This window comes from Kitasatospora sp. NBC_00458 (assembly GCF_036013975.1).
Lineage (GTDB): Bacteria > Actinomycetota > Actinomycetes > Streptomycetales > Streptomycetaceae > Kitasatospora.
Genome location: NZ_CP107904.1, coordinates 3,553,203 through 3,579,293 on the forward strand (window position 1 = coordinate 3,553,203; position 26,091 = coordinate 3,579,293).

Sequence of the window (26,091 nt, forward strand, 5' to 3'; positions counted from 1 at the left end):
CAACCGGATGGCGCACCACACTAACGGCTCCGGATGACCGCTCCGTCCACGGTGTCCGTGCGAGCGGTGCGGGGGCGGTGCGGGGGCGGTGGGGAAAGGGCCGGGAATGCGAAAGCGCCTCACCACCGAGGTGAGGCGCCTCTACGACGATGCGGGTGTCCGGGCCGCGGTCGCCGCCGCGGCCGCCGGAGGGTCGGGAGGGTTCCGGAGCGGTGGCCCGGCCGGGGGCCGGACCGGGGCCGGACCGGTCAGACGGCGCTCTTCTTGAGCCGACGGCGCTCACGCTCGGAGAGGCCGCCCCAGATGCCGAAACGCTCGTCGTTGGCCAGGGCGTACTCCAGGCACTCGGAGCGGACCTCACAGGCGAGGCAGACCTTCTTGGCCTCGCGGGTGGAGCCGCCCTTCTCCGGGAAGAAGGACTCGGGGTCGGTCTGGGCGCACAGCGCGCGCTCCTGCCAGCCGAGTTCCTCTTCCTCTTCGATGCCGTCACCGATCAACAGCTCAAAGAGCTCGCTCATGTGGCGCGCCTCCTCTGCCCCTATTGGCGTCCCCGTGGTTGCCGTTGCCTCGTGCGGCCGACGACACGAGTGAAATTACAGTTGCGTCACTCTGGCCCAGTCAAGCCGAGCTCTGGTATTGGGGCCAGGATTCACTCCCCGGCACCAAGCCGTTACGAATAGTGTACATAACCGGACACATCGGACCTGTCGCCTGATTGCCTCGAAGGTCGACGAACCGTGCGCAACCAGGGGCCGGATGACGTGCCGTCATCCTCACAGGCCGGTCATCGGGCTGCCTTCCCGGCGATCTTCCCATCGAAACATAGAGGGTGATTTATCACCCCATCGGGTAGTTCGTGGCCCATATCCCCCGAATGTCCGCTCTCCGGAGTTGACACCGCCCCCACGGATGCGGTCTCCTTTCCCCTATGTCAGAGTTCGCCAGCCCCCGGAGCGGTTCCACGCTCCGCCGTGCCGTGAACTCCTGTTGTCGCCTCTGTTCCTGCCGCTGTATCTAGGCGCCCGCCGTCCCGCCGCGCGCCGCCCAGGAAGCACAGAGGCCGCCCGCGATTCCCGCCCCAGGACATCCCGGATCCGGCTGATCCCCTGACGACCCAGCCCTCCGAGGACGACTCCCGTGCGAATGATCCGCATCCGCAAGCGGAACCGCGACCGCAACAAGCACTCCCTCCGCAGCCACCCGGCCGCCCATCCGGCTACCCCGGTCCGCCCCGTCCACACCTGGACCGACGGCCTCAGCGACGTCTCCATCGCCGGCGACCCGCTGGCCTTCCCGCACCTCGCCCGCACCGACCTGCCCAGCCACCCCACCACCGTCGCCGGCTACGCCCAGCTGGTCCGCGAGATCGCCGCCGACCGCTCCCGCTGGGAGCCCCTGGTCCGCTACGACGCGCTCACCCGCTGGTACGCCCGGCTGGAGACCGGCCCCGGCTACGAGGTCTGGCTGCTCAGCTGGCTCCCCGGCCAGAGCAGCGGCTTCCACGACCACGGCGAGTCCAACGGCGTCATGACCGTCGTCCGCGGCGAGCTCGTCGAGCGCTCGCTCACCCACGCGGGCGAGGGGGCCCGGACACTGCGGCCCGGCGGGCAGCGGGTCTTCTCCTCCGGCTACCTGCACGAGGTGGTCAACGGCGCGCTGGAGCCGGCCGTCTCCATCCACCTGTACACCCCCGGCCTGACCGAGATGAACCAGTACGGCGGCGCCGCCGTCCCCGAGCAGCACCCCGAGCAGCACCCGCAGGAGCAGGCCGAGGCCCACTGACCCGGGACCCCGGCGGCGGACGGTCGAGGGTCGGGCTGACGACCCGTCGGCGCGTGGCAGGATGGGCGCATGCGCATCGTGGCACTGGCAGGCGGGATCGGCGGAGCGCGTTTCCTGCGCGGACTCCGGGAGGCCATCGGTCCCGAGGACGAGATCACCGTCATCGGCAACACCGGTGACGACATCCACCTCTACGGGCTGAAGGTCTGCCCCGACCTCGACACCGTGATGTACACCCTCGGCGGCGGCATCCACGAGGAACAGGGCTGGGGCCGCACCGACGAGACCTGGTCGATCAAGGCCGAGATGAAGGAGTACGGCGTCGGCCCCGAGTGGTTCGGGCTCGGCGACCGCGACTTCGCCACCCACCTCGTCCGCAGCCAGATGCTCACCGCCGGATACACCCTCAGCCAGGTCACCGAGGCGCTCTGCGTCCGCTGGCGGCCCGGCGTGCGACTGCTGCCGATGAGCGACGACCGGGTCGAGACCCACGTCAGGATCACCGACGAGCAGGGCACCCGGGCGATCCACTTCCAGGAGTACTGGGTCAGGCTGCACGCCGCCGTCACCGCCGAGGCGATCGTCCCGGTCGGCGCCGACACCGCCAAGCCCGCCCCCGGCGTGCTGGAGGCCATCGCCGAAGCCGACGTCATCCTCCTCCCGCCGTCCAACCCGGTCGTCTCGATCGGCACCATCCTCGCCGTGCCCGGCATCCGGGCCGCCGTGGCCGCCGCACCCGCGCCCGTCGTCGGACTCTCCCCGATCATCGGCGGCGCACCCGTCCGCGGCATGGCCGACAAGGTGCTCGCCGCCGTCGGCGTCGAGGCCACCGCCGAGGCCGTCGCGCTCGACTACGGCAGCCGGGCGGCGCAGCGCAGCGGCACCGGCGGGGGCGCCGGCGCGCGGCCCGGACTGCTCGACGGCTGGCTGGTCGACACCGCCGACGAGGCCGCCGTCGCCGTCGTCGAGGCCGGCGGCATCGCCTGCCGGGCCGTCCCGCTGCTGATGACCGACGTCGCCGCCACCGCCGAGATGGCCCGCGCCGCCCTCGCGCTCGCCGAGCAGGTGCGCGCATGACCCTGCACGTCCTCCCCGTCACCGGGCTGCCCGAGATCGACGCCGACGCCGACCTCGCCGGGCTCATCGCCAAGGCCGCCGCGTACGAGGACGGCGACATCCTGCTCGTCACCTCCAAGGTGATCAGCAAGGCCGAGGGCCGACTGCTGCACGCCACCGACCGCGAGGCCGCGATCGACGCCGAGACCGTCCGGGTGGTCGCCCGGCGCGGCACCATCCGGATCGTCGAGAACCGCAACGGCCTGGTCATGGCCGCCGCCGGCGTCGACGCCTCCAACACCGCCCCCGGCACCGTCCTGCTGCTCCCCGAGGACCCGGACGCCTCGGCCCGCGCCCTGCGCGCCCGCCTCCAGCAGCTGACCGGCCGCCGGCTCGCCGTCGTCGTCACCGACACCTTCGGCCGCCCCTGGCGCAACGGCCTCACCGACGTCGCCATCGGCGCCGCCGGGCTGGCCGTCCTGGAGGACCACCGGGGCCGCACCGACTCGCACGGCAACGAGCTGGCCCTCACCGTCACCGCCACCGCCGACGAACTCGCCGCCGCCGCGGACCTGGTCAAGGGCAAGTCCACCGGCACCCCGGTCGCCGTGGTCCGCGGCCTCGGCCACCTCGTCACCGCCGAGGACGGCGGGGGCGTCCGGCCGCTGCTGCGCCCCGCCGACGAGGACATGTTCCGACTCGGCACCTCGGAGGCGATCCGGCAGGCCGTCACCCAGCGGCGCACCGTCCGCGCCTTCACCGCGGAGCCGGTCGACCCGGGCGCCGTCCGGCGCGCCGTCGCGGCCGCGGTCACCGCGCCCGCGCCGCACCACACCACGCCCTGGCGGTTCGTCCTGCTGGAGACCCCCGGCGTGCGGACCGCGCTGCTGGACGCGATGCTCGCCGCCTGGCGCCGCGACCTCGCCGGACTCGACGGCTGGGACGAGGAGAGGATCGCCCGCCGCACCGCCCGCGGCGACGTCCTGCGCGCCGCGCCCTACCTGGTCGTCCCCTGCCTGGTGATGGACGGCTCCCACGACTACCCCGACCCACGCCGCTCCACCGCCGAGCGCGAGATGTTCACCGTCGCGATCGGCGCCGCCGTGCAGAACCTCCTGGTCACCCTCGCCGGCGAGGGCTACGGCTCGGCCTGGGTCTCCTCCACCATGTTCTGCCGCGACACCGTCCGCGAGGTGCTGGACCTCCCCGGGCACTGGGACCCGATGGGCGCCGTCGCCGTCGGCCGCCCCGCCGAGACCCCGCGCACCCGCCCGGAGCGCACCGCCGACGCCTTCATCGAGGTGCGGTAGCCGCACCGGGGGGCGGGGTGGTTCAGAGCCTGCGGTACACGTCCCTGCGGTTGCCGACGTGGACCACGAGGATGACCATGACGTCGTCCTGGACTTCATAGACCACCCGGTAGTCACCGACCCTCAGGCGGTAGAGCCCGTCGTACCCGCTCAGCCTCTTCACGCTCGGGCCGTCGGCGTACGGGTCGTCGCCGAGCTCCGTGAGCGCCGTCAGGATCTTCAGGGCTTCGAGCTGGCCGATCGCCCGCAGCCGGCGCTGGGCATGGGTGGTGAACCGAAGTGCGTACTTCACGCGGCGCTCCCAGCCGAGCCGGGCGGCGACGCGAAGAGGTCGGCCAGCAACTCGGCCATGCTGACGGTCGGATCGTCCCGGTGCTGCATCGCCTCTCTCGCGGCGAGCTCGTCCGCCGCTTCCTCTATGGCGTCGAGGATCTCGATCGGCACCACCGCACCGACTCGCTCACCTTTGCGGGTGATCACGGTGACCTCACCGGCCTCGGCCCTGTCGACGACCTCGGCGAGATGGGCGCGGGCTTCACGGATACTCAGCGAATCGGCCATGCGTCCAGCGTACACCTCGACGTGTACACCGCGCCGGGTCCGCGCCGGGGGTCCGGTCAGCGGTGGCGGTGGTCGTTGGGGGTGAGGCGGGGGCCGTAGCGGGGGGCGTGGGCACCGGTGGAGACGAGCAGGCGGCAGAGCCGGTGGCGGTGCGGGCGGTACGGCTCCAGCAGGGCCAGCATCTGGGCGTCGTCGCTGCGCGGGCGGCCGGCCAGGGCCCAGCCGACCAGGTTGGGGAGGTGGAAGTCGCCGACCGACACCGCGTCCGGGTCCCCGTTGCTGCGCTGCAGGGTCTCGGCCGCCGTCCAGACCCCGACGCCCGGGACGGCCGTCAGGCGGGCGAACGCGGCGCCGTGGTCCAGCCCGGACGCCTCCTCCAGGCGGGGGGCCAGCCGGACGGCGCGCTGGACCGTCGCCGAACGCTTCGGGTCCACCCCCGCGCGGTGCCACTCCCAGCTCGGCACCAGCGCCCACTCCCGGGCCGACGGCGCCACCCGCATGCCCTCGGCCGGGCCCGGCGCCGGGGTGCCGAAGTCGAGCAGCAGCGTCCGCCAGGCCCGGTAGGCCTCCGCGGTGGTCACCTTCTGCTCCAGGATCGCCGGCACCAGCGACTCCAGCACCAGGCCCGTCCTGGTCAGCCGCACCCCCGCCGCCCGACGCTGCGCCTCGCGGAGCGGACCGGGCGGCAGCACCAGGCCCGCCGGGTCGTCCTCCGCCCCGAGCAGCACCGGCAGCCGGTCCAGCAGCCACCCGGCACCCGGACCCCAGGCCGTCGCCTCGACCTCCCCCGCGGCCGGGCGGGCCAGCACCCGCAGCGTCCCGACGCCCGCCGGGGTGCGGGAGGCCCGCCAGACCGCGCCGTCGCCGGTGGTCCGGTACGCCGGATCGGCGGGGCCGCGGCGCAGCGGGAGCAGGGTGCGGGCCGCGTCCAGCGGGAAGCCGGGACGCCAGCGGCGGGCGGCGCCGTCGGCCGTGGCGGCTGCGCCGTTCATCGCCGTGCACCTCCATCGCTCTCCCCCGACCATGGGGGTATGAACGATACGCGGCTGCCGGAGCTCTCCCCCGGGGACCAGAGTGCGGTGCGGGCGCTCTACCACCGGGCGCTGGAGGGGTGGAACCTGCGGGACGGCCCGGCCTTCGCCGGGCCGTTCGCGGTGGACGGGGAGGTCGTCGGGTTCGACGGGACCCGGTACGCCGGGAGGTCGGTGATGGCCGCCGAACTGGGCCGGGTCCTCGCGGACCACGCCACCCCGGAGTACGTCGCCAAGGTGCGGCGGGTGCGGGCGCTGGGCCCGGGGGTGGCGCAGCTGGACGCGGTGGCGGGGCTGGTGCCGGACGACGCGGACGACCTGGACCCGGCCCTGAACGCGGTGCAGACGGTGATCGCGGTGAACGCGGGCGCGGGGTGGCGGATCGCCCTGCTGCAGAACACCCCCGCCCGGTACGACCTGCGGCCGGACCTCGCGAAGGCGCTGACGGCGGAGCTGCGGGAGCTGGTGGGGCGGGGGCCGGGGCCGGTGTAGCCCCGGGTCGCCCGGAACCGCGAGCCGTGTCCCGCACACGGCGGGGCACGGGCGGGGCGCGGGGCACGGGCAGCGGGGCGCGGACGGCGCGCGGGGCACGGGCGACGGGGCGCGGACGGCGGTTCAGCGGCCCTGGAGCTGGGCGGCCCGGGCCCGCAGGTCGGGCAGCAGCGGGTAGAGGGCCGCGCCGGGGCACTCGGTGTTGAAACCGTCGCGGTGACCGGAGACCGCGTCGAAGGTGACGGTCGTCCCCAGCGGGTAGCGGCTGGCGCTCGAACCGGACACCAGCCGGGTCCGGCCGGCGGCGTCCTGGTCGGTGAGCCCGAGCTTCCAGGCCGAGATCCCGGCGAGCCCGTCCAGCAGGGGCTGCGGCGGCACGTCGCTGACGTAGGTGCCGATCGCCGCGACACCGGCCGAGTCGGTGTTGAAGCCGAGGGTGTGCGCGCCGTGCACCGGCAGGTCGGTGCCGCCGGCCCGGCCCTCGTACACCGTGCCGCAGCGGTCGACCAGGAAGTTGTAGCCGATGTCCCGCCAGCCGTTGCCCTGCACGTGGTACTGGTAGATCGCCCGGATCACCCGGGGCGCGTCGGCGCACTCGTACGCGGTCGCCGTGGCGGTGTGGTGGACGAAGACCGCCCTCACCGCGCCGGTGTACACGAAGTCCCGCTCGCGGATCGACTCGTCGGCGCCCCAGCCGGCCCGCGTGACGATCTCGGGCCGCGGCGCCTGATGGCCGATCCGCCGACCGCCCGGCGGTTCGGCGGGCAGCACCCGGGCGGCGGCGGACCCGACGCCGTGCCCGGGGTCCACCAGGTCGACCCGCAGCCCGGCCGGCAGGCCCGCGGGGCCGGGGAGCACCTGGACGGCGACACCGTCGCTCAGGCCGGTCCAGAGCGGCGCCGTGGCGCCCCGGGACACCCCGTCCGGACCGTGCGGCACACCGTCCGGGGCGTCCTCGCCGTCCGCCTCCAGCTCCCGCCAGCCGCTCCACACTCCGGTGGCCGCGTCCCTGGTGCGGACCCGGACGGTGCCGCCGGCCAGCGAGGTCGCGGGACCGTCCCAGCCGACGCCGAGCAGTTCGAACGGCGGGGTGGAGCGCGGCGTCAGGAGGTGACCGGCGGTCAGCGGCAGCGTGGTGACCGAGCCGCCGCCCGCCGAGGTCCTGGCCCGGGCCGCGGCGGCGGCCGGGGCGGCCGCCGCCACCGGCTGGAGGAGCAGGGCGGCGGTGCAGCCCGCGAGCAGCGCGGCGGGCAGGGCGGTGCGGACGGAGCCGGCGGACCGGCCGGGGCGGTCGCTGCCCGCGGGGCCGTCGGAGCCGCCGCTCCCGGGCCCGCCGGAGCGGTCGGGGCCGCCGGGGAGCGGACCGGAGGAACCCCCGGGGCGAGGACCCCTGAGGGAGCGGTAGGAGCGGAAGCCGGGGAGCGAACGGAGGGAGGCGGGCATGACGGCCCGGGAAAAGAAGCGCATAAACCGGATGTTCACCTCAAAACGGCCCAGCCGCCACGCCGCCCCGCAGCTGCCCCGCCACCCCTCCCGGTCGTCCACCCGAAGGCCGTAGGCTGGGGCGCACCATGACTGCGCCTTTCGCTGCCGATGCCCAAACCCCCGTCGAGCTGCTGCACGCATTCCTGCGAGGTGGCACTCCCTCGGTCGACCCCGCGGCCCCGCTGGTCACCTTCTACGACGACGCCACCGGCGAACGGGTCGAGCTGTCCGCCCGCACCTTCGACAACTGGGTGGCCAAGACCGCCAACCTGCTCCAGGACGAGCTGAACGCCGGCCCCGGCGACCGCGCCGCCCTGCTGCTCCCCGCCCACTGGCAGAGCGCCGTATGGCTGCTGGCCTGCTGGTCCGTCGGAGTGGCGGCGGCCCCCGCCGGCGACCCCTCCGACGCCGACCTGGTGGTCAGCGGACCGGACGGCCTGGAGGCCGCCCACGCCTGCGAGGGCGAACGGGTGGCGCTCGCGCTGCGCCCGCTCGGCGGCCGGTTCCCACAACGCCCTGACGGCTTCCTCGACTACGCCGCCGAGGTGCCGGGCCAGGGCGACCGGTTCGCCCCCTACTCGCCCGTCACCCCGGACGCGCCGGCCCTGGAGACCGCCGTCGACGGCCTGCCGCTGAAGCTGACCGGGGACCAGACCGTCCGGCTGGCCCGCGAGGGCGCGGCCCGGCTCGGCCTGGAGCCGGGCGACCGGGTGCTCTCCACGCTCTCGTACGACGACTGGACGGGCCTGGAGGCCGGCCTGCTGGCACCGCTCGCGGCCGGCGCCTCGGTGGTCCTGTGCCGCAACTCGGACGGCCTGAGCGCCGAGCAGTGGGAGAAGCGGGTGGAATCCGAACGGGTGACACTGCGCCTCGGGTAACCCCCGGCCCGGGCCAGGCGGGTAGGGATCCCCGCCATGGCCGAGGATGACACCGAGCACCCCCCGACCGAGAACCCCGATGATCCGGACCCGGACGCCCCGGGCACTCCGGCCGCGCCGCGGCGCCGGCGCCGGCGGTGGCTGATGATCACCGCCGGCGCCCTCGCCTTCCTGCTGGTCGCCTGCGGCACGCTGCTCTGGGTCGCCTACCGCAAGCTCGACGGCAACATCCGGACCGACTCCACCACCGACCAGCTGCTGGCCCGGCTGGAGGCCGAGCGGCCCAGCCGGACCGCCGGGGCCCGCGGCGCCGAGAACATCCTGCTGATCGGCAGCGACGACCGGACCGGCGCCAACGCCACCTACGGCGAGGCCGGGGGCCAGCGCTCGGACACCACGATCCTGCTGCACCTCGCGGCGGACCGGCGGCACGCGACCGCCGTCTCCATCCCGCGCGACGTCATGGTGACCGTCCCCGCCTGCCAGAAGCCGGACGGGACCCGGAGCCGCCAGAGCCTGATGCAGTTCAACGCGGCCTTCGAGACCGGCGGACCGGCCTGCTCGATCCGGACCGTCGAACAGCTCAGCGGCATCCGGGTCGACCACTACGTGATCCTCGACTTCGCCGGCTTCAAGCGCATGGTGGACGCCGTCGACGGCGTCGAGGTGTGCGTCCCCCAGGCGATCCACGACAAGGACGCCAAGCTGGACCTGTCGGCCGGGAGGCAGACCCTGCGCGGCGAGCAGGCACTCGGCTACGTCCGGGCCCGGGAGACCCTCGGCGACGGCAGCGACACCCAGCGGATGGGACGTCAGCAGCAGTTCCTCGCCGCACTGATCCGCAAGGTGCAGTCGCAGGACGTGCTGCTCAACCCCACCAAGCTGTGGCCGGTGCTGGACGCCGCCACCTCCTCCGTCCGGGCGGACAGCGGGCTCTCCTCGCTCGGCGCGCTCTACGACCTGACCCAGGACCTGCGCGGCATCCCCTCCTCGGATGTGGTGTTCCTGACGGCGCCGCGCCGGCCGTACCGGTTCGACTCGGACCGGGACGAGTTCGTGCAGCCGCAGACCACCCAGCTGTTCACGGCGCTGCGGGACGACCGGCCGGTGACCGTGCGGCCGCCGGGGTCGAGCCCCTCGGCGGGCGCCTCCGCGTCGAAGGGGGCCTCGCCGTCGGCGGTCGCCGTCCCTTCGGGCGATCCGTCGGACGATCCGTCGGACGGGCCTTCGGGAGGGGCCTCCACGGGGCTGCCGGACGCCGCGGAACCGTCCGCGGCGGCCTCCGGTCCGGCCTCCGGTCCCACCGGCGGCACGGGGCGGACGGCCGGGGCCTCGCCGGCCGCCACCGCTCCCCCGTCCTTCGAGGGCCGGACCGCCGACGTGGACGGCTGCACCGTGCATTGACCTCGGGTCAGCTCGAATTTTCGTACACGGATAATGGTCCTCGCAGGTTCTCCCCGGGAATTCCCAGAAGCCGATTCACCTGCGGAAATCACCGCGGACGAACATGACGGGAATCACACCAGGAACAATTCCCCCACCCGGCTCGTCTAGGGTGTCCGAGTCGGTCGCGCAATTCGCGAACCGACCGTCGGACCGGTCGGAGGGAGGGGACACCCGTGCAGCAGGACAGCCAGGACGTCGACCCCGCCGACCAGTGGGTGCTCGACCCGGAGACCGGCCAGTACCGCCTCGACCCGGCCGCGGGCATCCCCGCCCAGCGCCGGCACGCCCGCCCCGCGACGCCGGGGGCGGGAGCGTCCGGGGCGGGGACCGGAGCCGCCGGGGCGACGGCAGCCGCGGGGACCGCCGGGGCGGCCGCGACCGTCCCGCACCAGGCCCGCACCGGCGGACGGGCCGCCCACCGCCGGGCGGGCGCGAAGAAGCGCAACCGCCGGCGGCGGCTGCTGAAGTGGACCGGCGGGATCGCCGCACTGGCCCTGGTGGCCGGCTGCGGCGGCGTGTACTACGCCTACCAGCACTTCAACAACAACATCACCGCCGTCAAGGTGCAGCTGGGCGACGAGGCCGAGCGGCCCAAGGCGGTGGCCGGCGACGCGCTCAACATCCTGGTCATCGGCACCGACAGCCGGGCGGGACTGGGCCGCGAGTACGGCGACGAGGGCAGCGCCGGGCACGCCGACACCACCATGCTGTTCCACGTCGCCAAGGACCGCACCAATGCGACCGCGATCAGCATTCCGCGCGACCTGATGGTGGAAGTGCCGGAGTGCCGGACCGCGGACGGGAAGACGATCCCCGGCTCCGCGCGCACGATGTTCAACAACAGTCTCGGCCAGGAGGGCCGCGATCCGGGCTGCACCTGGAAGACCGTCGAGAAGCTGACCGGGATCCGCGTCGACCACTTCGTGATGGTCGACTTCGAGGCCGTGAAGACGCTCTCCAGCGCCGTCGGCGGCGTCGAGGTGTGCGCGGCCAAGGACATCGACGACCCGGACTCGCACCTGAGGATGAGCAAGGGCCGGCACGTCGTCCAGGGCGACGAGGCACTGGCCTTCGTCCGCACCCGGCACGACGTCGGACTGGGCGGCGACCTCACCCGGATCCCGCTCCAGCAGCAGTTCATCAGCTCGATGATCCGCTCGGTCAAGAGCAGCGACACGCTGACCAACCCGGCCAAGCTGTGGAAGCTCGCGGACGCCGCCACCAAGGCGCTCACCGTCGACTCGGGGATCGGCAGCGTCGACAAGCTCAAGGACCTCGCGCTGGACGTCAGCAAGGTCGACACCGAGCACATCACCTTCACCACGCTGCCGGTGCTGGACGACCCGGCGGACGAGAACCGGCTGGTGGCCAAGCAGCCGGACGCCGGGCAGCTGTTCTCGATGATCGGCAACGACCGGTCGCTGACCGGGCCGGCCGCACCGGCCGACGGGGCGGCGGACACCGGTGCGGCTGCCGCACCGGCCGCCCCCTCCGCCGCCCCCTCCGCGGCGCCTTCCGCGGCTCCGGCGGCCCCGTCTGCGGCCGCACCGGCGGTCGACGTGAAGGACGTGCGGGTGACGGTGCGCAACGGCACCGGCACCCCGGGCCGGGCCCAGCAGACCGTCGACCGGCTCCGGACGGACGGCTTCGCCAAGGCCGCGACCGGCGCCAACGCCACCGCGGCGCCGACCACCTCGGTCTCCCACCCGGCCGGGAAGGGCGCCGAGGCGACCGCGCTGGCCGCAGCGCTGGGCCTGCCGGCCGACGCCGTGAAGGCCGACCCGAAGGCGGGTCCCAAGGACGGGCTGGTGGTGGTGCTCGGCAAGGACCTGGCGGCGGTCGCGACCCCGACCCCGAGCGCCGTCCCGACCGAGGCCCCCAAGGACCTCCAGCGGGTCCAGGCGGACGACACCGACGTCTGCGCGAAGTAGCCCGCGCCCCGACCTTCCCGTGGGACGGGACGGACGGGGCGGGGCGGGCACCCGGGGCGGGGCGGACGGCGGGCCGTCAGGGCTGCTGCGGCTCCCCGGGCGTGAGCACGCCGTCGGCCTCCCGGTACTCCTCGCCCGTGCGCGGGCAGCGCCAGCGTCCCTCGCCGTCCGGCTCCAGGGGCTCGCCGGCCCGGCCGACCCACTTGATCCGGCGGGCCGGCACCCCGGCCACCAGGGCGAAGTCCGGGACGTCCCGGTGCACCACCGCACCTGCGGCGACCAGTGCCCAGCGGCCGACCGTCACCCCGGCCACCAGGACGGCCCGGCCGCCGATCGAGCAGCCCCGCCGGAGCGTCACCCCGCGGGCGTCCCAGTCGTCGCCGCGCTTGAGCCGTCCGTCGACGTCCACCGAGCGCGGGTAGAGGTCGTTGGTGAGCACCGCCGCCGGGCCGACGAACACGCCGTCCTCGACCACCGCCGGCTCGTAGACCAGCGCGTGGTTCTGGATCTTGACCCGGTCGCCGATCCGCACGCCGGGGCCGACGTAGGCGCCCCGGCCGATGATGCAGTCGGCGCCGATCACCGCGTCCTCGCGCACCTGGGCCAGGTGCCAGACGGTGGTACCGGCGCCGATCACCGCCCGGTCGTCGACGTCGGCGCTGTCCTCGACCCGGGCAACGGCGGCGGACCCGCCCTCAACTGTCCCCATGGCGCCCGACGATAGCGCCGGCGGGGGGACGGGAGGACGGGTCCGCGGGATCGACCGGGCCGCCGACCGGCGGCGGGCGGCGCACCGGGGCCGCCGGTGCCCCGGGTCAGTGCTGCTCGGCGACCACGCTGCCGGAGGCGGGGGCGCGGCTGCCGATCACCTTGCGGGCCAGCGAGCGCGGCGAGGTGAGGAACCCGAAGCCCCAGCTCAGGTGCATGGTCACGAAGGCCACCGGGAGCATCGCCTTGGCCTTGGCGGAGAGGCCGCGCCCCTCGACCATCGCGCCGCCGACGATGCCGAGCAGGTAGGCGACGGGCAGCGCGAGGAAGGCCGGGTGGACGGCCGCGCCGAGCACCACGCCGAGCACCACGCCCAGGAAGGCGGTCGGCGGGGCGAGGTACCGGAGGTTGACCGAGCCCTTGTGGTAGCGGGTGACCACCCGGCGCCAGCGGCCGTAGTCCTTGTACTGCTTGGCCAGCGCCCGGATGCTGGGGCGGGGCCGGTAGGTGACCCGCAGCTGCGGGGTGAACCAGACCAGGCCGCCGTCCTGCCGGATGCGGTAGTTCAGCTCCCAGTCCTGGGCGCGGACGAACTCCTCGTTGTAGCCGCCGAGCCGCTCCAGCACCTCGCGCCGGAACACCCCGAGGTAGACGGTGTCCGCCGGGCCGGCCAGGCCGCCGGTGTGGAAGGCCGCGTTGCCGACGCCGATCTTGGAGGTCATCGCGGCGGCGACCGCGTTCTCCCACTCGGTCTCGCCCTCGGCGTGCATGATGCCGCCGACGTTGGCGGCCTCCATCTCGCCGAGCAGCCGGACCGCCGTGGTGATGTAGCCCGGGGTCAGCAGGCCGTGGCCGTCGACGCGAACCACTATCGGGTGGCTGGAGCCGCGGATCGCGGCGTTCAGCCCGGCGGGGGTGCGGCCGGTGGGATTCTCCACGGTCCGCACCCGCGGGTCCTCGGCGGACAGTTCGGCGGCGATCTGCGCGGTGCGGTCGGAGGACGGACCGAGGGCGATCACCACCTCCATCGGGCCGGCGTACTCCTGGTCCAGGATGTGCCGGACGGCCGTGCGCAGGTGTCGTTCCTCGTTGAGCACCGGCATGATCACGGAGACCGCCGGCAGCTCCTCAGCAGCCTTGGTGTTCATCGGGGCCAACCGTACCGGTGAGGGTGGGCCGCCGTCTTGTCCCGGTCTGGGGGCTCCGCCCGCCCCGCGGTCCCGGACTGCCGGAGGAACGTTTCAGCGATCGGGGCCCACCGTACTCCCCGGCCACGGCGCGCCCTCACCCGGCCCGGTGGAGGGCGCCCCTACCATCCGAGAGATGCCCGTCTCCCCCCTCTCCGACCGGCCCGGGGCCCAGCCCGGGGGGCGCCGTCCGTGGCCCCGCCGACTGGCCGCAGGCATCGCCCTCGGCATCCTCGTCACCTCAGGCGGCGGCTGGGCTCTCCTGCACGGCATCGCCTCGATCGACCGGGTCGACGCCTTCAGCAACGACCTCGCCCGTCCGGCCGACGACGGCTCCACCACCTTCCTGGTGGTCGGCACGGACGAGCGCGACGGCATCCCGGAGCGGACCCTCAAGGACGTCCTGCACGCCGGCGGCGAGTCCTGCCACTGCACCGACACGATGATGATCGTCCAGCTCTCCGGGGACGGCTCCCGGGCCGGCGTGATCAGCATCCCCCGCGACTCCTACGTCGACATCCCCGCCCACCGGGACCAGGCCACCCGCAAGGAGGTCCCGGCCGGCAAGGGCAAGATCAACGCCGCGTACGGCCTGGGCGGCCCGCAGCTGGCGGTCGCCACCGTCGAGCAGAACACCGGGCTGCGGATCGACCACTACCTCCAGGTGAACTTCGCCGGGTTCGTCTCCGCGGTGGACGCCGTCGGCGGGGTGCGGGTGTGCACCGCCAAGCCGCTCAGGGACGAGTACTCCGGGCTCGACCTGCCCGCAGGCACCAGCACCCTCGACGGTGCGGGAGCGCTCAAGTACGTCCGGGCCCGGCACCTGGACGGTAGCTCCGACCTGGGCCGGATGCACCGGCAGCAGAAGCTCGTCGCCCAGCTGCTGCACCAGCTGACCAGCGGCGGCACCCTGCTCAACCCGGTCCGGCTGGCCCGGGTGACCGACAGCGTGCTCGGTTCGGTCAAGGCCGACAAGGGGCTGACGGCGGACGGCCTGATCACCCTGGCGACCCGGATGAAGGACCTCACGGCCGGTCGGGCCGACTTCGCGACCGTCCCGCTGGCCGCGGTCGACCACCCGGTCGCCGGATGGGGCTCGACGGTCCTCTGGGACCGGGCCGGGGCGCGGGCACTGTTCGACGCGGTACGGGAGGGCCGGCCGCTCGCCGGGACGACCACGTCCGCCCCGCCGTCCGGCCCGCCGTCCGGCCCGCCCGTCGCGACCCCGACGGCGGCGGTACCGACGGCGGCGGCGACGACGGCCGCACCGACGGTCGCGCCGGAGCAGGTGCACGTCCAGGTGTTCAACGCGGCGGGGGTCGTGGGGCTGGGGGCCCGGGCCGACGCCGAGCTGCGGCGGGCGGGCTTCGCCACCACCGGGGCACCGTCCAACGCCCCGGCCGGGACGCCGGGCGGGCGGACGGTGGTCCGGTACGACCCGCGCTGGGCCGAGTCGGCCCGGACCCTGTCCGGTGCGCTGCCGACGGCGGAGCTGACGCCGGTGCCGGGGCTGGGGCCGACCCTCCAGGTGTACGTGGGCGGGGACTACCCGGCGGGCGTGAGCCCCTCGCCCGGAGCGGGCACCGGCGCGGCCTCGGCGGGCCCGGTGGCGGCGGCGCCCGCACCGCCGCCACCGCCGGCCGGGACGGCGACCCCGGCACCCGGTACCGCGGCGCCCGTCGGGGGCCCGGGGGCGAGTGCCGGTGCCGGTGCCGGTGCCGGGCTGACGGTGGCCGATGCGGGGGCGGAGCGGGCGAGCGACATCCTCTGTCCGTGATCCCGGCCCGGGGCGGTTGGCGGGGCGGGGACGGGACGGGGACGGGGCTCGCAGACGGACAGACCGCAGGGGCGGGGCGCACTCGGCGCCCCGCCCCTGCGGTCGGACGTCCCCCGGTCCCCCGTCCCGGGGGACGTCCCGGTCGGTCCGTCGCGGTCAGTCCGTCGCGATCGCCGCGAGGACGTTCATCCGCCCGGCCCGGAAGGCCGGGACGAGGGCGGCCAGCAGGCCGATCAGCACCGAGGCGACCAGCGTGAAGGCGATCGTCCCCACCGGGACGGCGAGCGCCTCCAGGCCCTGGCTCCGGAGCACCTGCTGCCCGGTGATCCCCCAGGCCAGACCGAGCCCCGTCCCGAGGACCACGCCGAACAGCGCGATCACCACGGATTCGAGCCGGATCATCCGCCGGAGCTGGCGGCGGGAGAGCCCGATCGCCCGGAGCAGGCCGATCTCGCGGGTCCGCTCGACCACCGAGAGCGCCAGGGTGTTGACCACACCGAGCACCGCGACCACGATCGCCAGGCCGAGCAGGCCGTAGATCATGTAGAGCAGGGTGTTGACCTGCTCCTGGATCTGCTCCTTGTAGCCGGCCTGGTCGCGGACCGAGGCCTGCGGGAACTCCTTGAGCGACTCCTCCAGGGCGGCGAGCGTCTTGGCGACGTCCGCCCCGGTGGCGGCCTTGCCGAAGACCATCGAGTCGACCGGCAGGTCGGCGGCCGGGACGGCCTTGGACACCGCGCCGAGGTCGGCGAAGGTGGCGCCGTCGAAGAGCGAGTTGCCCTTGGTCATGACGACCCCGACCGGCAGGGACTGCGTGCGCCCCTCCCCGTAGTCGATCCGGACGGTGTCGCCGACCTTGAGGCCGTGCTCCGCGGCGTAGTCCTCGCCGACGGCCAGCGAGCCCTGCTTGAGGGAGTCGGCGCTGCCGCTCTTGACCGGCAGGCGGAAGTCGTCGGCGAAGGCGGCGGAGACCGCGGCGACGCCGCCCTTCGTGGTCCTGCCGTCCGGCGTGGTGAAGGCCGCCGGCAGGTCCTTCTGCTCGGTGACGTGGTCCACGCCCGGGGTCTTCCGCAGGGCGTCGACCATGGCCGGGGTGATGCCGGTCTGCCCCGCCGTGATGATGTAGTCGGCGCCGACCGAGCGGTCGATCTGCTGGTTGGTGGACTTGATCACCGAGGAGGTGAACACCGAGGTGCCGATCACCAGCGCCAGTCCGATCATCAGCGCGGCGGCCGTGGCGCCGGTCCGCCGCGGGTTGCGCATCGCGTTGCGCTGGGCGAGCTTGCCGGACGGGCCGAACAGCGAGGGCAGGAAGGCCCCCAGGACCCGGACCAGGGTGGTCGCCAGCAGCGGGCCGAGGACCACGAAGCCGACCAGGGTGAGGAACACGCCCAGCCCCAGGTACTGGCCGCCGGTGGCCGCCTTCTCGGCCTTGGAGGCGAGGACCAGCAGGCCGCCGCCGCCCGCCGTCAGGACCAGGCCGAGGACGGCCCGGACGGTGTTGGAACGGGCCTCGGTCGGCGTCCCGTGGTCGCGCAGGGCGGCGATCGGCGCGATCCGGCTGGCCCGGCGGGCCGGGATCCAGGCCGCGAGCACGGTGATCACGATGCCCACCGCGTACCCGGCGAGCGGGACGTTCAGCCCGATCTTCAGGTCCGAGGAGCTGACGTGCATGCCGACGGCGTTCATCAGCTGGATCAGCCCGACCGCCAGGCCGAGGCCGGCGCCGATGCCGAGCGTCGAGCCGACCGCGCCGAGGAGCAGCGCCTCCACCAGCACCGAGCGGTTGACCTGCCGGCGGCTGCCGCCGACGGCGCGGAGCAGGCCGATCTCCCGGGTGCGCTGGGCGACCAGCATCGAGAAGGTGTTGATGATCAGGAAGCCGCCGACCAGCAGGGAGATGCCGGCGAACCCGAGCATGGCGTACTTCATGAAGTCGAGGAAGGACCCGACGTCCTTGGCCCCCTCCTCCTTCTGCTCCGCGGCCGTCTTGGCCTGGTAGCCGGTGCCGAGCTTGGCGAGGGCGTCGGCCTTGAGCTGGTCGTCGGTGCGGCTGCCGTCGCCGAACAGCTCGACGGAGGTGTAGGCGGGCTGCCCGAGCAGGAGGCCCTGCGCCGTCGGGGTGTCCAGGAAGGCCAGCGCCGCCCCGGGGTTGGTGGTCTTGAAGGTGACGATGCCGACGATGGTGAAGTCGTGCTTGTCGTTGGTGAGGACCCGCAGCTTGCCGCCGAGGGCGAGGCCGGCCTTCTTCGCCGTGTCGGCGTCGAGCATGACCTGGTCGGCGCCCTGCGGCGCGTGGCCGGAGGTGATCTCGACCGGGTTGCGCGGGGTGTCCGCCCAGTTGCCGGTCATCGTCGGTGCACCGGTGGTCGGGCCGACCTTCTTGTTGGTGGCCGGGTTGACCAGGGTGGCGCTCTTCACCGAGACCTGGCCGACGGCGGACTTCACGCCGGGGAGGGCGGAGGCCTTCTGGACGGTGTCGACGGGTATCGTCCGCGTCTTGCCCCGGACGTCGTCGTCGTCCCCGCCGAACTCGCCCTTGGCGGGCTGGACGGAGAGGTCGGAGGCGGTCGAGGCGAAGAGCTTGTCGAAGGTGCTGGTCGCGGTGTTGGAGAACACCAGCGTCCCGGAGACGAACGCGACCGACAGCACGACCGCGACCAGGGAGAGCAGCATCCGGCCCTTGTGGGCGAAGAAGCTTCTGAGTGACGTCTTGAGCAGCATGGTCCGGTGTCCCCCGCGCTCAGCTGGTGCGCTTGCCGTCGAAGCGGCGCATGCGCTCCAGGACGGAGTCGGCGGTCGGGGCGTACATCTCGTCGACGATCACGCCGTCGGCGAGGAAGAGCACGCGGTCCGCGTAGCCGGCGGCCACCGGGTCGTGGGTGACCATGACGATGGTCTGGCCCAGCTCGTCGACCGAGCGGCGCAGGAAGGCGAGCACCTCGGCACCGGAGCGGGAGTCGAGGTTCCCGGTGGGCTCGTCCCCGAAGATGATCTCGGGGCGGGCGGCCAGTGCCCGGGCCACCGCGACGCGCTGCTGCTGGCCGCCGGAGAGCTGGGTCGGGCGGTGCTTGAGGCGGTCCGCCAGGCCGACCGTCTCCACCACGCGGTCGAGCCAGGCGGTGTCCGGCTTGCGGCCGGCGATGTCCATCGGGAGCGTGATGTTCTCCAGCGCGTTCAGCGTCGGGAGCAGGTTGAACGCCTGGAAGATGAAGCCGATCTTGTCCCGGCGCAGCTTGGTGAGCTGCTTGTCCTTCAGGCCGGTGACCTCGGTCTCACCGATCCAGATCCGCCCCTCGGTGACCGTGTCCAGACCGGCCAGGCAGTGCATCAGGGTGGACTTGCCGGAGCCCGAGGGCCCCATGATCGCGGTGAACCTGCCGCGCTGGATGTCGACGTCGACCGCGTTCAGGGCGGTCACCCTGGTCTCGCCCGCGCCGTAGGCCTTGGTCACCTGACGCGCCGAGGCGGCGACGGCGGCGGCGCCACCGGGAAGCTGGGGGTCGTACACGGCTGCTGCTGCCGTCGTCACTTGCGTCTCCTAAGAAGTGGGCCCACCCGTTGCCCCCCAGCCTCGTCTTCACCACCGGCCCTGCGACATCGCGCAGGGGATAGTTCTCGACCGGGAGTCAGCCCCACCCTCCCGGTGAACCGAAGACCCGGGCCCGACCGAAGCGGGCCCGTATCGGACGGGCGGGGACAGGAACCACGTTAGGAGCGGGGACCCTCCTGCCTCGTCATCCGACGGGAGGAAGCGGCCCAACCGTAGTTGTACGGGGCGCGGCACCCCTCCCCCTAGGGGTAGCCGCGCCCCTCCTCAGGGTGGGCCCGTACGGGAGCGTTCCCGACGGTGCGACGGCCCGCGTCGGTTCGCGCCCGCACGGGCCGCGGCGGTGGACCCGGCGCCCGGTCAGGAGGCCAGGGCCGGGGTCGCGAGCCGCTCCAGGGCGGTCGCGAACCCGTCCACCACCGGACGGAGCAGGACGTCCGTCTCGCGCTCGACCACGGTGGTGCCGTCCTCCCTGACCGTGATGTGACGGTCCAGCACGAACCAGCCCTGGGTGATGTGGCCGGCCCCCATCGAGCTGAGCACCGGGCGCAGCGCGTAGTCCACCGCCAGCACGTGCGCGGTGGAGCCGCCGGTGGCGAGCGGCAGCACGGCCTTGTCCCGGAGCGCGAACTGCGGCAGCACGTCGAGCAGCGTCTTGAGCAGGCCCGAGTACGCGGCCTTGTAGACCGGGGTGCCGATCACCACGCCGTCCGCCGCGGCGAACAGCTCCAGGGCGGCCACTATCTCGGGATGCGAGAAGTCGGCGGAGAGCAGCGCGTGCGCGGGCAGGCTGCGCACCTCGAACGGGACGACGTGGTGCCCGCGCGCCTCCAACTGCGCGTCGACGTGGCGCAGCAGCCGGGCGGTGCGGGAGGTCGCGGACGGGGAGCCGGAGACGGACAGGACGGTGGCCATGGGTTCACCTCGGGGAGGAAGCGGGCGGGACTGCGGGCGGCACGACTCCTCGGCGGCACCGGGGCCGCCGGCCCGGCGACGGGCCGGACGGGGCAGCGGGCCGGGCGGGCAGCGGTCAGCGCGCTGCGCGGGCAGCGTCGAGGAGGGAGGAGAGACGAGGAGGGAGTGCTGGGTTCGACGGGCGCGCGTCAGCCACAACAGAGCGAACAGGACACACGCAGAAGGTCGACGTGGCGCCGACGCGTGAGAGTCCATCGCTGATCCATGGCATTCATGCAAACACGCAGCGTTCCGGACGGTCAAGGATCGTCCCGGCAGCCGAACACCAGGTGAGACGGACGGTGAGACGGCCGGTGCGGCGGGTGGTCGGCCGGGGACCGCGCGGACGGGGCCGCGGGGGCCTCCGGTGCACGGTGGGCGAACGGCCGTTGCGCGACGGGCCGGGCGGCGCGCGGGGGCCGGCCGGGCACCCGGCGCACGCCCGGCCGGGACCATGCCGCGGAACGATCCGGCGCGTGCATCAAGTCTGCTACAAGGGTCCTGGTGGGGGCCCCGGGGGGAGTCACCGCACCCCGCGTCGGGCATCCTCTCCCACATGAACACGTGGCAGGAGGGCCGCCCCGGCGGCGGTGGGAACTCGTACGGCAGCGGCAACGGTGGCGGTGGCGGCGCGTACGGGCACGGTGGCGGCGGCGCCTCGGCCGAGCCGCCGCTGCCCTCCTCGCTGAACCCGCGCGGGCCGGGCGCCCCGGCGCCCCGGCAGCCCCAGCCGCCGCAGTCCCCGCCCGGGCAGTACGGGCCGCCGTCGGGCGGGCAGCCGCAGGCGCCCGGGTACGGGCCGCCCCAGGGCTACGGCACGCCCCAGACGTACGGGCAGCCGGGCGCGCAGCCCGGCGCGCGGCCGGGGGTGCCCGCGCAGGGCACGCCCGGGCGCCCCGGTCCGGGCGCACCCGGTGGTCCCGGTGCGCCCGGCGGCCCGATAGCCCCCGGCGGCTCCCAGCCGCCCGCGGCCGCCCGGCCGTCGCGCTGGCCCCGGCGCCGGATCGTCAAGTGGTCGGTCTTCGGCGTCCTGATCGCGATGATGGTCACCGCCGTCTCCACCTGGTTCTGGGCGGACTCCAAGCTCAACCACGAGAACGTGCTCGCCGACTACCCCGGCCGCCCCGCCGCGGGCAAGGGCACCAACTGGCTGATCGTCGGCTCCGACAGCCGCAACGGCCTGTCCGACGCCGAGGAGGAGGACCTGCACACCGGCCACGCGGGCGGCAAGCGCAGCGACTCGATGATGATCCTGCACGTCGGGGACAACGGGAACACCCTGATGAGCATCCCGCGTGACTCGTGGGTGCCGATCCCGGACCACCCGGGCGACAACGGCAAGACCGTCAAGTCCGCCCCCGCGAAGATCAACTCGGCCTTCGCGGTCGGCGGCGGCAAGCTGCTCGCCCAGACCGTCGAGCTGAACACCGGCATCCGCATCGACCACTACGCCGAGATCGGCTTCGCCGGCTTCGTGGGCATCGTCGACTCGGTCGGCGGCGTGGACATGTGCATCGACCAGGACGTCAAGGACAAGGACTCCGGCCTCGACCTCAAGGCCGGCTGCCAGACCCTCAGCGGCACCCAGTCGCTGGCCTTCGTCCGCCAGCGCCACCAGATGGCCGACCAGGACCTCGGCCGGATGCGCAACCAGCAGAAGTTCCTGGGCGCCCTGGCCAAGCAGGCGGCCTCCCCCGTCACCGTGCTCAACCCGTTCACGTTCTACCCGCTGGTCTCCTCCGGCCTCGGCACCCTGATCGTCGACGAGGACGCCGGACTGACCGACCTCGGCTCGCTGTTCCTCGCCATGAAGGACGTCAACGGGGGCGGCGGCAAGAGCATCACGGTGCCGATCGCCAACCCGGACTTCAGGACCGGCACCGGGGAGTCGGCGGTCAAGTGGGACACCGCCAAGGCCAAGCAGGTCTTCGACGCCTTCAAGAACGACACGGCCGTGCCCGAGGTCAAGTGACCGCGGGTCCTGCGTGACGCAATGTAACGCCCCCGACACAATGGGTGGATGTCTCTCGTCACCGCGCTGATCCACCGCCGCCGCCACCGCCTCCTGGGCCGCCTGGTCCAGGAGGCGCTCGCCGTCTACGGGATGGAGGTGCCGGCCGCCGCCGAGATCGGGCCGGGCCTGATCGTCTTCCACCGCGGCTTCGGCACCGTCCTGCACCCGTACACCACGCTCGGCGCCGGCGTGACGCTCTACAACGGCGTGACCGTCGGACGGGCCGACCCCTGGGTGCCGCAGGAGCGGAGCCCGATGCGGCGCGTGGTGGTCGAGGACGGCGCGGTGCTCTGCGCGGGCGCCAAGGTGATCTGCAAGGAGGGCGTGCTGACCGTCGGCGCCGGCACCGTCGTCGGCGCCAACGCCGTGCTCACCCGCTCCACCGGGCCCGGCGAGATCTGGGCCGGCGTCCCCGCGCGCCGGGTCGGGACGCGGGAGGGGTGGCCGGGGACGGCGCGGGTGGCGCCGCAGGAGGCGGCGCAGGCGGCCGCAGGGGCCTGAGCGGAGCCCCGGGCGGGGCGGGGCCGCCCGGACGGCGCTCCGGCGGCCCCCGCGGGCCCGGTGGGGCCGGGGCGGATGCGGCGGGGACCCGGCGGGCCTCAGTGGGCGACGACCTGCGGGAGGTGGCCGGTGGCGCACTCCGCGTACCGCTGGACCGCCTCGCCCTCCCCGCCGCAGCCCTCCGTCTCCCCCGCGAAGCCGTAGTGGATCTCCGGCCCGCCGGCGCCGCCGGCCCACCAGGCGTCCGCGAGGTGCACCACGAGGGTGGCCGGGCGGTGCGGCTCGGGACGCTCCAGGACGAGCTCGCGGAGGGTCTCGCCGGACCGGAACGTCACCACCGTCTCGGTGGTCCTGATCCGCGCCCGGCCCTCCTCCCCCTCACAGGCCCAGTAGGCGGCCACCTTGACGTCCAGCCGCCCCTCGACGCCGCCCTCGCCCGGCCGGACGTACTCCTCGTCCGGCACCCAGCGGGCGTGGCTGCGGATGTCGTCCGGCCCGAACCACTCCGCCCAGGTGATCCAGTACCCGGCGACGCGCTTGAGGGTCATACCCTCGCGCACGATCCGCACCGGGATCCGGGTCGGGTTCGGCGGCTCGTCGACGAGCAGCACGCGGCCCTGGCGGTCGACGCGGGAACCGCTGTGAGCCTCGAAGGACAGGACGGTCACCTGCTCGAACGTCACCTCGGCGTCGTCCTTGCGTCGGCCCGACTGACTCATGGGTGAACCACCTTGCCGGATAGCTGAGTTGAACACGTCGCGGGCGACCGGAAGCGAATTCCCCCCGCGCCAGGGCAGCATACGGTGCACGCACGGTCGCGAAGCGTGATTCCGGCGAACCCGCCCGAACCGGCCGACACACGGCTATCCTGCGCGTGCACACCACGCGGAAGGGCCCACCGCCCGACTCGCCCCCGACCGCGACGAGTTCATCGGGGCCTGCCGACGGACCCGGAGGAGTTCGGGGCCGCCGTGCCGCGGCGCGGGCTGCTCTAGGCCGTGCCGATCCGGGCTTCCCGTCCGGCCGCGCGCAGCCGTCGTTCGGTCTCCGCGGTCGCGGCGCTCCCCGCGTCGGCACCCGCGGTGAAGAGCACCCGGAGCGGCCCCCCGGCCCCGGGGGCGGTGGCGACCGCGTCCAGGATCCGCAGGAGCAGGGCGAGTTGGCCGCCGGGCTCGTCCGCGAGGAGCGATCCGGCGGCGGTCACCACGATCAGCGGGCCGCCGTCCGGGGCCTCGCCGGGCGGCTGGATGGCGTCACCGAGGCACTCCTCGAAGGCGTCCCAGTTGTGGCCGAAGTAGCCGGGGAACGCGAGCGCGCGGGCCCATTCGGCGAACAGTGCGGGCCTGGTACGGCAGTGCTCGCCCCGGACGACGCGGAGCCGTCCGGGGCCTGCGGCGAACCCGGCCCAGGAGCGGCCCGGCAGGACGTCCCACCGGGCCGGGCCGAACACCTCGCCGCCACCGCCGTCGCGTCCGGACGGGGCGGAGGCGGCGGCGCTCACGTCAGCAACCCTCCGAGATCTCGCGGAAGTCGCCGTAGTGGTCGGCGGTGTACCAGACCTGCACGGTGGCCTCGTCACGGACCAGGCGCTCGGCGTCGCGGTGGGTGGTGGGCGTGGGGCGGGGGTTGACGTCGTACTCGTGGTAGGCGCCGCCGGACGGGAGGTCGCCGCTGCGGTTGCCGTAGGGGTTGCCGCCGCGGATGAACTCCGGGCCGGGGATGCGGAAGTCGACCGGCCGGGGGTTGGTGGGCCAGCCGAGGCCCTCCCAGATGCGGCAGGCGCGCTCGACCTGCCCCGGGAGTGCGTCGACGGGGAGCGGCGGCTGGAGGAGGGCGCGGGTGGCGGCGGGGGCCGGCGCGGCCCAGGCCTGGGTGGGGACGACGGGGCAGGCGAGGGCGAGGACCAGGGCGGCCCCGGCCAGGCGGCGGAGGGTCATGCGGTACCCGTTTCGGTGCGGTGGGGCGTATGCAGAGAAGGGGTACCGCGCGGGGCTCGGGGCACGGTGGCGGACGCGCCGGGGCCGGACCGGCGCCCACCCGTTCGGGTGACGGGGGCGAACGCCGGCCCCGGGCGGGACGGCGGGCCGGGCGAACGGCTCGTGGCAGGATCGGGCGGACGTTCCCCACCACTCCCGGAGACATCGTGGCCGAGCAGTTCTACGCCGTCCTCAAGACCAACCACGGCGACATCACCGTCAAGCTGTTCCAGTTCCACACCCCGAAGACCGTGCGCAACTTCGTCGGGCTCGCCGAGGGCACCCTGGAGTGGACCGACCCGGCGACCGGCGAACCGGGCACCACCCCGCTCTACGACGGCACCACGTTCCACCGGGTCATCCCCAACTTCATGATCCAGGGCGGCGATCCGGCCGGTGACGGCACCGGCGGCCCCGGGTACTCGTTCGCGGACGAGTACCACCCCGAGCTCTTCTTCACCAAGCCCTACCTGCTGGCCATGGCCAACTCGGGTCCGAACTCGAACGGTTCGCAGTTCTTCATCACCGTCCGCGCGACCCCGCACCTGAACCGCAAGCACACCGTCTTCGGCGAGGTGGCCGACGAGGCCGGCCGGAAGGTCGTCGACTCGATCGCCGCCTCCCCCACCGGCCCGGGCGACCTCCCGCTCGACGACGTGGTCATCGAGTCCGTGGTGATCGAGCGCCGCTGACGGCCCCGGAGGGGGAGCCGGTCCGGCCGCCTCCCCCTCGCCCGGCCTTCCGGACCCGGGCCCTCCCGGGGAGGGGCCCATCCGCTACTCCGGGCGGGCGAAGGCCAGCTCCAGCACCGCCCGCGCCAGCTCCTCGACGTCCCCGCCCTCCCGGCTCTCCGGCAGCGCGCCGTTCAGCCAGAGGCCGGCGAAGCCGTGCGCCAGCGACCAGGCCGCGATCGTCGCCGTCCGGTCCGAGCCCTCCCCCGGCGACAGCTTCCGCCCGCTCGCCGCCAGCACGGCGCCCGCGCGCTCCCGCGCCGCGGCCATCTCCGGGTCGTCCGCCCGGTACAGCTCCGGCCGGAACATCACCTCGAAGTACGCGCGGTGGTCGACCGCGAACCGCACGTACGCCACGCCCGACCCGAACGGGTCCCCCGCCGCGCGCTCCAGGCTGTCCGCGAACAGCCCGAAGCCCTCCGCCGCGACCGCCGTCAGCACCCCGGTCTTGTCCCCGAAGTGGTGCGCGGGCGCCGCGTGCGACACCCCGGCCCGCCGCGCCAGCTCGCGCAGGCTCCACCCCGACGGCCCCGACTCGGCGATGGCCTCCAGCGCGGCGTCCAGCACCGCCCGCCGCAGGTTCCCGTGGTGGTAGCCGGGCCGGCCCTGCTCGGTGTTCCCCATGCGCGTTCCTCTCCCAGGTGACCCCGCCGTGACCTCGCCATCCTATCTAGTCATTGACAAGATTGCTCGCGGGCGCCAATCTTTCCAGTGACAAGAT

The 26,091-nt window shown here is 74.3% G+C and carries 26 protein-coding genes; 11 read left to right on the forward strand and 15 right to left on the reverse strand.

Going from position 1 to position 26,091, the window contains the following annotated elements:
* Positions 1-248 precede the first annotated feature (248 nt).
* Positions 249-518, reverse strand: coding sequence for a WhiB family transcriptional regulator (locus tag OG550_RS14155; RefSeq protein ID WP_030310813.1), 270 nt, complete (start codon positions 516-518; stop codon positions 249-251).
* A 619-nt stretch (positions 519-1,137) separates the two neighbouring features.
* On the opposite strand from OG550_RS14155, the gene OG550_RS14160 reads away from it, so the two are divergent.
* From OG550_RS14160 to OG550_RS14170, 3 genes are all read left to right on the forward strand, one after another.
* Entirely contained in the window at positions 1,138-1,782 is a 645-nt protein-coding gene (locus OG550_RS14160) for a cysteine dioxygenase (RefSeq protein ID WP_327677482.1), read from the forward strand.
* A 69-nt stretch (positions 1,783-1,851) separates the two neighbouring features.
* Positions 1,852-2,859 (forward strand): 2-phospho-L-lactate transferase, encoded by a 1,008-nt coding sequence (gene cofD / locus OG550_RS14165; protein WP_327677484.1) that lies wholly within the window; start codon positions 1,852-1,854, stop codon positions 2,857-2,859.
* On the forward strand, positions 2,856-4,148 hold the full coding sequence (locus OG550_RS14170; protein WP_327677486.1) for a coenzyme F420-0:L-glutamate ligase: 1,293 nt from the start codon (positions 2,856-2,858) through the stop codon (positions 4,146-4,148). Before cofD ends, OG550_RS14170 begins: the two co-directional genes overlap by 4 nt.
* A gap of 22 nt (positions 4,149-4,170) precedes the next feature.
* On the opposite strand, the gene OG550_RS14175 is transcribed toward OG550_RS14170, so the two are convergent.
* From OG550_RS14175 to OG550_RS14185, 3 genes are read right to left on the reverse strand one after another with little or no spacing between them, the layout of a single operon-like run.
* Positions 4,171-4,440, reverse strand: coding sequence for a type II toxin-antitoxin system RelE family toxin (locus tag OG550_RS14175; protein WP_327677488.1), 270 nt, complete (start codon positions 4,438-4,440; stop codon positions 4,171-4,173).
* A complete protein-coding gene (locus OG550_RS14180) occupies positions 4,437-4,709 on the reverse strand; it encodes a type II toxin-antitoxin system Phd/YefM family antitoxin (protein WP_327677489.1) in 273 nt (90 codons plus the stop codon). The genes OG550_RS14175 and OG550_RS14180 overlap by 4 nt, the downstream gene beginning before the upstream one ends.
* A gap of 56 nt (positions 4,710-4,765) precedes the next feature.
* Positions 4,766-5,701 (reverse strand): DNA-3-methyladenine glycosylase family protein, encoded by a 936-nt coding sequence (locus tag OG550_RS14185; RefSeq protein ID WP_327677491.1) that lies wholly within the window; start codon positions 5,699-5,701, stop codon positions 4,766-4,768.
* Between the two features lie 39 nt (positions 5,702-5,740).
* Here OG550_RS14185 and OG550_RS14190 point away from each other — a divergent pair, with 39 nt between their 5' ends.
* A complete protein-coding gene (locus OG550_RS14190; protein WP_327677492.1) occupies positions 5,741-6,232 on the forward strand; it encodes an SgcJ/EcaC family oxidoreductase in 492 nt (163 codons plus the stop codon).
* A gap of 123 nt (positions 6,233-6,355) precedes the next feature.
* On the opposite strand, the gene OG550_RS14195 is transcribed toward OG550_RS14190, so the two are convergent.
* Entirely contained in the window at positions 6,356-7,699 is a 1,344-nt protein-coding gene (locus tag OG550_RS14195) for a peptidoglycan recognition protein (RefSeq protein ID WP_327677494.1), read from the reverse strand.
* Positions 7,700-7,803: 104 nt separating this feature from the next.
* Between OG550_RS14195 and OG550_RS14200 the strand changes: the two genes are divergently transcribed.
* The 3 genes from OG550_RS14200 to OG550_RS14210 all read left to right on the forward strand — a co-directional run bounded on the left by OG550_RS14200 (position 7,804) and on the right by OG550_RS14210 (position 11,972).
* Positions 7,804-8,595 carry a TIGR03089 family protein gene (locus OG550_RS14200; protein WP_327677496.1) on the forward strand — a complete coding sequence of 264 codons (792 nt, stop codon included), beginning with the start codon at positions 7,804-7,806 and terminating at the stop codon, positions 8,593-8,595.
* A gap of 36 nt (positions 8,596-8,631) precedes the next feature.
* Positions 8,632-9,999, forward strand: coding sequence for an LCP family protein (locus OG550_RS14205; RefSeq protein WP_327677498.1), 1,368 nt, complete (start codon positions 8,632-8,634; stop codon positions 9,997-9,999).
* A 215-nt stretch (positions 10,000-10,214) separates the two neighbouring features.
* Positions 10,215-11,972 carry an LCP family protein gene (locus OG550_RS14210; RefSeq protein ID WP_327677500.1) on the forward strand — a complete coding sequence of 586 codons (1,758 nt, stop codon included), beginning with the start codon at positions 10,215-10,217 and terminating at the stop codon, positions 11,970-11,972.
* 76 nt (positions 11,973-12,048) lie between these two features.
* On the opposite strand, the gene OG550_RS14215 is transcribed toward OG550_RS14210, so the two are convergent.
* Entirely contained in the window at positions 12,049-12,681 is a 633-nt protein-coding gene (locus tag OG550_RS14215; protein WP_327677502.1) for a DapH/DapD/GlmU-related protein, read from the reverse strand.
* Positions 12,682-12,787: 106 nt separating this feature from the next.
* A complete protein-coding gene (locus tag OG550_RS14220; RefSeq protein ID WP_327677504.1) occupies positions 12,788-13,828 on the reverse strand; it encodes a glycosyltransferase family 2 protein in 1,041 nt (346 codons plus the stop codon).
* Between the two features lie 175 nt (positions 13,829-14,003).
* Between OG550_RS14220 and OG550_RS14225 the strand changes: the two genes are divergently transcribed.
* The gene (locus OG550_RS14225; RefSeq protein ID WP_327677506.1) at positions 14,004-15,644 is read left to right on the forward strand and encodes an LCP family protein; all 1,641 of its coding nucleotides are present in this window, start codon (positions 14,004-14,006) and stop codon (positions 15,642-15,644) included.
* 156 nt (positions 15,645-15,800) lie between these two features.
* On the opposite strand, the gene OG550_RS14230 is transcribed toward OG550_RS14225, so the two are convergent.
* From OG550_RS14230 to OG550_RS32785, 4 genes are all read right to left on the reverse strand, one after another.
* Positions 15,801-18,368 carry an ABC transporter permease gene (locus OG550_RS14230; RefSeq protein WP_327677508.1) on the reverse strand — a complete coding sequence of 856 codons (2,568 nt, stop codon included), beginning with the start codon at positions 18,366-18,368 and terminating at the stop codon, positions 15,801-15,803.
* A gap of 19 nt (positions 18,369-18,387) precedes the next feature.
* Complete coding sequence (locus OG550_RS14235; protein ID WP_442905995.1) at positions 18,388-19,176, reverse strand: ABC transporter ATP-binding protein; 789 nt, start codon at positions 19,174-19,176, stop codon at positions 18,388-18,390.
* A gap of 378 nt (positions 19,177-19,554) precedes the next feature.
* Positions 19,555-20,109, reverse strand: a complete 555-nt coding sequence (gene ssuE, locus OG550_RS14240; protein ID WP_327677510.1) for an NADPH-dependent FMN reductase — start codon at positions 20,107-20,109, stop codon at positions 19,555-19,557.
* Between the two features lie 188 nt (positions 20,110-20,297).
* Positions 20,298-20,384 carry a putative leader peptide gene (locus tag OG550_RS32785; protein ID WP_355403890.1) on the reverse strand — a complete coding sequence of 29 codons (87 nt, stop codon included), beginning with the start codon at positions 20,382-20,384 and terminating at the stop codon, positions 20,298-20,300.
* A 320-nt stretch (positions 20,385-20,704) separates the two neighbouring features.
* On the opposite strand from OG550_RS32785, the gene OG550_RS14245 reads away from it, so the two are divergent.
* Positions 20,705-22,120 carry an LCP family protein gene (locus OG550_RS14245; protein ID WP_327677512.1) on the forward strand — a complete coding sequence of 472 codons (1,416 nt, stop codon included), beginning with the start codon at positions 20,705-20,707 and terminating at the stop codon, positions 22,118-22,120.
* Between the two features lie 48 nt (positions 22,121-22,168).
* The gene (locus OG550_RS14250) at positions 22,169-22,663 is read left to right on the forward strand and encodes a hypothetical protein (RefSeq protein WP_327677514.1); all 495 of its coding nucleotides are present in this window, start codon (positions 22,169-22,171) and stop codon (positions 22,661-22,663) included.
* A 98-nt stretch (positions 22,664-22,761) separates the two neighbouring features.
* Here OG550_RS14250 and OG550_RS14255 read toward each other — a convergent pair whose 3' ends face one another.
* From OG550_RS14255 to OG550_RS14265, 3 genes are all read right to left on the reverse strand, one after another.
* Positions 22,762-23,382: a hypothetical protein gene (locus OG550_RS14255; RefSeq protein ID WP_327677515.1), complete on the reverse strand. Its 621-nt coding sequence runs from the start codon at positions 23,380-23,382 to the stop codon at positions 22,762-22,764.
* Positions 23,383-23,654: 272 nt separating this feature from the next.
* Complete coding sequence (locus OG550_RS14260) at positions 23,655-24,164, reverse strand: barstar family protein (RefSeq protein WP_327677517.1); 510 nt, start codon at positions 24,162-24,164, stop codon at positions 23,655-23,657.
* A gap of 1 nt (position 24,165) precedes the next feature.
* The gene (locus OG550_RS14265) at positions 24,166-24,600 is read right to left on the reverse strand and encodes a ribonuclease domain-containing protein (RefSeq protein ID WP_327677518.1); all 435 of its coding nucleotides are present in this window, start codon (positions 24,598-24,600) and stop codon (positions 24,166-24,168) included.
* Between the two features lie 206 nt (positions 24,601-24,806).
* On the opposite strand from OG550_RS14265, the gene OG550_RS14270 reads away from it, so the two are divergent.
* Complete coding sequence (locus tag OG550_RS14270) at positions 24,807-25,331, forward strand: peptidylprolyl isomerase (protein ID WP_327677520.1); 525 nt, start codon at positions 24,807-24,809, stop codon at positions 25,329-25,331.
* Between the two features lie 84 nt (positions 25,332-25,415).
* Here the strand turns inward: OG550_RS14270 and OG550_RS14275 are convergent, their stop codons facing one another.
* Positions 25,416-25,994, reverse strand: coding sequence for a TetR/AcrR family transcriptional regulator (locus OG550_RS14275; RefSeq protein WP_327677521.1), 579 nt, complete (start codon positions 25,992-25,994; stop codon positions 25,416-25,418).
* Positions 25,995-26,091: the final 97 nt, after the last annotated feature.

Bases quoted from the DNA above. Each gene is read 5' to 3' on its own strand.
- OG550_RS14155 (WP_030310813.1), bottom strand. From the start codon at position 518: ATGAGCGAGCTCTTTGAGCTGTTGATCGGTGACGGCATCGAAGAGGAA.
- cofD (WP_327677484.1), top strand. From the start codon at position 1,852: ATGCGCATCGTGGCACTGGCAGGCGGGATCGGCGGAGCGCGTTTCCTG.
- OG550_RS14170 (WP_327677486.1), top strand. From the start codon at position 2,856: ATGACCCTGCACGTCCTCCCCGTCACCGGGCTGCCCGAGATCGACGCC.
- OG550_RS14180 (WP_327677489.1), bottom strand. From the start codon at position 4,709: ATGGCCGATTCGCTGAGTATCCGTGAAGCCCGCGCCCATCTCGCCGAG.
- OG550_RS14185 (WP_327677491.1), bottom strand. From the start codon at position 5,701: ATGAACGGCGCAGCCGCCACGGCCGACGGCGCCGCCCGCCGCTGGCGT.
- OG550_RS14190 (WP_327677492.1), top strand. From the start codon at position 5,741: ATGAACGATACGCGGCTGCCGGAGCTCTCCCCCGGGGACCAGAGTGCG.
- OG550_RS14195 (WP_327677494.1), bottom strand. From the start codon at position 7,699: ATGCGCTTCTTTTCCCGGGCCGTCATGCCCGCCTCCCTCCGTTCGCTC.
- OG550_RS14200 (WP_327677496.1), top strand. From the start codon at position 7,804: ATGACTGCGCCTTTCGCTGCCGATGCCCAAACCCCCGTCGAGCTGCTG.
- OG550_RS14205 (WP_327677498.1), top strand. From the start codon at position 8,632: ATGGCCGAGGATGACACCGAGCACCCCCCGACCGAGAACCCCGATGAT.
- OG550_RS14215 (WP_327677502.1), bottom strand. From the start codon at position 12,681: ATGGGGACAGTTGAGGGCGGGTCCGCCGCCGTTGCCCGGGTCGAGGAC.
- OG550_RS14220 (WP_327677504.1), bottom strand. From the start codon at position 13,828: ATGAACACCAAGGCTGCTGAGGAGCTGCCGGCGGTCTCCGTGATCATG.
- OG550_RS14225 (WP_327677506.1), top strand. From the start codon at position 14,004: ATGCCCGTCTCCCCCCTCTCCGACCGGCCCGGGGCCCAGCCCGGGGGG.
- OG550_RS14230 (WP_327677508.1), bottom strand. From the start codon at position 18,368: ATGCTGCTCAAGACGTCACTCAGAAGCTTCTTCGCCCACAAGGGCCGG.
- ssuE (WP_327677510.1), bottom strand. From the start codon at position 20,109: ATGGCCACCGTCCTGTCCGTCTCCGGCTCCCCGTCCGCGACCTCCCGC.
- OG550_RS32785 (WP_355403890.1), bottom strand. From the start codon at position 20,384: ATGAATGCCATGGATCAGCGATGGACTCTCACGCGTCGGCGCCACGTC.
- OG550_RS14245 (WP_327677512.1), top strand. From the start codon at position 20,705: ATGAACACGTGGCAGGAGGGCCGCCCCGGCGGCGGTGGGAACTCGTAC.
- OG550_RS14250 (WP_327677514.1), top strand. From the start codon at position 22,169: ATGTCTCTCGTCACCGCGCTGATCCACCGCCGCCGCCACCGCCTCCTG.
- OG550_RS14255 (WP_327677515.1), bottom strand. From the start codon at position 23,382: ATGAGTCAGTCGGGCCGACGCAAGGACGACGCCGAGGTGACGTTCGAG.
- OG550_RS14265 (WP_327677518.1), bottom strand. From the start codon at position 24,600: ATGACCCTCCGCCGCCTGGCCGGGGCCGCCCTGGTCCTCGCCCTCGCC.
- OG550_RS14275 (WP_327677521.1), bottom strand. From the start codon at position 25,994: ATGGGGAACACCGAGCAGGGCCGGCCCGGCTACCACCACGGGAACCTG.